Raw genomic sequence first — 3,846 nt, forward strand, 5'->3', positions numbered from 1 at the left:
GGCTGGCGAGGACGCGGGTGACCGTTTCCTTGAGGTTCGCCTGGATCGCGGCGTCCACCGGGATGACGGCGTTCTTGTCCTCGATGAAGTCGCCCAGGTGCGAATCCTCCTCGTCGCCGATCGGCGTTTCGAGGGAGATCGGCTCCTTGGCGATCTTCATCACCTTGCGCACCTTCTCCAGCGGCATGGAGAGGCGCTCCGCCATCTCCTCCGGAGTCGGCTCGCGCCCGCTCTCGTGGAGGAACTGGCGGCTGGTGCGGACCAGCTTGTTGATCGTCTCGATCATGTGGACCGGGATGCGGATCGTGCGCGCCTGGTCGGCGATCGAGCGGGTGATCGCCTGCCTGATCCACCAGGTCGCGTAGGTCGAGAACTTGTAACCGCGGCGATACTCGAACTTGTCCACCGCCTTCATCAGGCCGATGTTGCCTTCCTGGATCAGGTCCAGGAACTGCAAGCCCCGGTTGGTGTACTTCTTGGCGATCGAGATGACGAGGCGCAGATTGGCCTCGACCATCTCCTTCTTGGCGATGCGCGCCTCGCGCTCGCCCTTCTGGACCATGTTGACGATCCGGCGGAACTCGCCCAGCGCCATGCCGGTCGACTGCGAGATCTCCGCCACTTCGGAGCGGATGCGCTCCACCGTGTCGGCCTCGTTGGCGGCGAAATTGCCCCATTTCTTGTCGATGCCCGCCACCGACTGCACCCAGGTGTCGTCCAGCTCATGGCCGACGTAGCGGTCGAGGAAGTCCTTGCGGTTGACCTTGTGGCGCTCGGCCAGACGCAGCATCTGCCCGCCCAACGCGGTGAGGCGCCGGTTGAAGCTGTACAGCTGGTCGACGAGATATTCGATCTTGGCCTGGTGGAACTGAACGCTCTCCACCTCGGCGGTCAGCTCTTCGCGCAGCTTGTGATACTTGCGCTCGTCCCCCGCCGACAGCTCGCCGCCCGCCCCCAGCGCGTCGAGGCGCTGCTGCTGCACCTTGGCAAACTTCTTGAAGATCGCGGTAATGTTGGCGAACTTCTCCAGCGCCTGCGGCTTGAGCGTCTCCTCCATCTGCGCGAGGCTGAGGGTGTTGTCCTCCTCGTCGTCATCCGACGGGCGCGGCGTGCGGCGCTCGGTCAGGTCGTCCTCGTCGTCGGACGAGGCCTCCTCCTTGATGTCCTCCTCCTCCTTGTAGGAGGGGCCGGCGGCGCTTTCGCTGATCTCGCCGGTGTCGTCCTCGGCGCCCTCGACCTGCTCGGCCGACGGACCCTTCGAGAGCATCGCGTCGAGATCAAGGATCTCGCGCAGCTGCATGGTGCCCTCATTGAGCGCGGTAGACCAGTCGATGATCGCGTTGAAGGTGATCGGGCTTTCGCACAGCCCCAGGATCATGGTATCGCGGCCCGCCTCGATCCTTTTGGCAATGGCGATTTCGCCCTCGCGCGACAGCAGCTCCACCGCCCCCATCTCGCGTAGGTACATGCGGACCGGATCGTCGGTGCGATCGACGGTTTCCTTCTTCTTCTCCAGAACCGGGGCAGCCTCGTCGCCCGAGGCGTCTACGGGCTCGGCCTCGTCCTCCTCCGGCTGCTGCTCGGCATCGCCGTCCTCGCCGGCTTCCTCGTTCTCGACGACGTTGACGCCCATCTCGTTGAGCGCGGCCATGACGTCCTCGATCTGCTCGGAGGTCATCTGGTCCTGCGGCAGCATCTCGTTGAGCTGGTCGACGGTGATGTACCCGCGCTTCTTGGCGCGAGCGACCAGCTTCTTGATTTCCGCGTCGTTCAGGTCGATCAGCGGCGCATCGGTCACTTCCACGCCGTCGTCACCGCCGCCACCATTAACTTTCGCCATCAATCGTCCTCGGGTCCCAGGGCGCGGGCGTCTTCCTTCGCCTGCACCAGATTTGCAAGTCGCTCGTCCAGCGCCCGCTGCTCGTTCACCAATGCCACCTGCCGCGCGAACGCCTCGTCGGTAAAGCGCGCCTGCATCGCGGAGGTTGCCTCCGCCAGCGCGGCGTCCACCTCGGGGCGGGTCACCAGGATCGCGATCGCCTCGTCGAGGTCTTCGCAAGCCTGGCGTTCGTCTCCGGTTGCCCGCGTGAAGCTGTAGGGCATGGCATCGGCTCTCAAGAGGTCGGACGCGACCGTGTCGAAACCGCTTTGCTGCAATATGGTGACGAGGGAGCCGCTATCAAGCTTCTCTGCCCGCGCGCGTTCCTCCAGCGCCAGCTCCACCACCGCCTCGAACAGCCGGCCGAGCGCGCCATCCACGAAACGCAGCGATCCCAGCACCTCGACATGCCGCGCGATCTCGGCCGGATGGCGGATCAGCCCGGCGAGCACCGCCTTGGCGAGCACCCGGTCGATCCCGCCAGCCGCACGCAATGCCCGGGCGTCGTCGGTGACGGGGGCGGGGGGCGGCGTCCATTTCTCGCCGCGTCGGCGCTGGGCATAAGGATAGAAGGGCGTGCGCTGCTGGATCGACTGCCGGCCGCGCGCGAACTGTTCGTCGAAGCGCTGGCGGAAGTCGGCGCGATACTCGGCCTTGACCGAACCATCCGCGATCGTGTCCGCCAGCGCATTGAGCCGCTGCTTCAGCCCCGCGCGCTGCTCGGGCGTGTCGAGCGGCTCAGCGGCAAGTTCGTGCTTCCACAGCCGTTCCACCAGCGGCTCGGCGGCGGCCGCGCAGGTCTCGAAGGCGGCGACGCCCTTCTTGCGCACCAGATCGTCCGGGTCCTGCCCCTCGGGCAACGTCACGAAGGCAAGGCTTCGGCCGGGCGCCAGCATTGGCAGCGCGCGGTGGGCGGCGCGGATCGCCGCCTTCTGCCCGGCGGAGTCGCCGTCAAAGCACAGGAGCGGCACATCGGCGATCCGCCACAGCCGCTCCAGCTGCGACTCGGTCAGCGCGGTGCCGAGCGGCGCCACCGCCTCGCCAATCCCCACCTGGGCGAGCGCGATCGCGTCCATATAGCCTTCGACCACGATCACCCGGTCCGCCTTGCGCGCGGCGGGCAGGGCGCGATCGAGGTTGTAGAGCGTGCGCCCCTTGTCGAACAGCGGTGTGTCGGGCGAATTCAGGTACTTGGGCTCGCCGTCGCCAATAAACCGCCCGCCGAACGCAATCACCCTCCCGCGTGGGTCGCGGATCGGGATCATCAGCCGGCCGCGGAACCGGTCATAGGGCTCCTTCTCCTCGACGCTGATGAGGAGCCCCGCCTCGATCAGCATCGCATCGCCATAATCCTTGAGTGCGGCGCGCAGTCGGCCGCGCGCATCCGGGGCAAAGCCGAAGCCAAAGGCGCGCGCGGTCGTCTCGGAGATGCCGCGCCGCTCCAGCAGCGCGCGGGCCTCGGCGCCGTCCAGCCCGCCGAGCTGCTGGGTGAACCAGTCCGAAGCAGCCTGCATCACGCCATGCAGCGATTTCGCCCGCTCGGCCCGCCCCGCTTCGCGGGCGGAGGGGGCGGGCACCTCCATGCCGGCGGCGGCGGCGAGTTCCTTCACCGCATCCATGAACGGCAGCCCGCGCTGGTCGGTCATCCAGCGGATGGCGTCACCATGCGCGGAGCAGCCGAAGCAATGGTAGAAGCCCTTGTCGTCATTGACGTAGAAGCTGGGCGTCTTCTCATTGTGGAAAGGGCAGCACCCTTTCATCTCGCGCCCGGCACGGGTGAGCTTCACCGTCTTGCCCACCAGCGCGGACAGTGAGGTGCGCGCGCGCAATTCGTCCAGGAAGGCGGGCGTCAGGGTCACGCGCGATTATACCTATGCCACAGGTCCGCCCTCAACGATAGCCGAACGCTCCCATCGCGCGTGCCAGCACCCGGTCCAGCTCCGCGATCGTCCCGGCCGACAGCTTTT

At 66.9% G+C, this 3,846-nt stretch carries 2 protein-coding genes; both read right to left on the reverse strand.

The window, feature by feature from the left end:
• Positions 1–1,840, reverse strand: a 1,840-nt coding sequence (gene rpoD, locus ACFDTH_RS17810; protein WP_375288889.1) for an RNA polymerase sigma factor RpoD, incomplete at its 3' end; no start/stop codon positions are given.
• Entirely contained in the window at positions 1,840–3,738 is a 1,899-nt protein-coding gene (dnaG, locus tag ACFDTH_RS17815; RefSeq protein ID WP_375288890.1) for a DNA primase, read from the reverse strand. The genes rpoD and dnaG, both read right to left, overlap by 1 nt.
• Between the last annotated feature and the right edge of the window lie 108 nt (positions 3,739–3,846).

Origin of the sequence: Sphingomonas sp., from assembly GCF_042096255.1 — a bacterium.
Lineage (GTDB): Bacteria > Pseudomonadota > Alphaproteobacteria > Sphingomonadales > Sphingomonadaceae > Sphingomonas.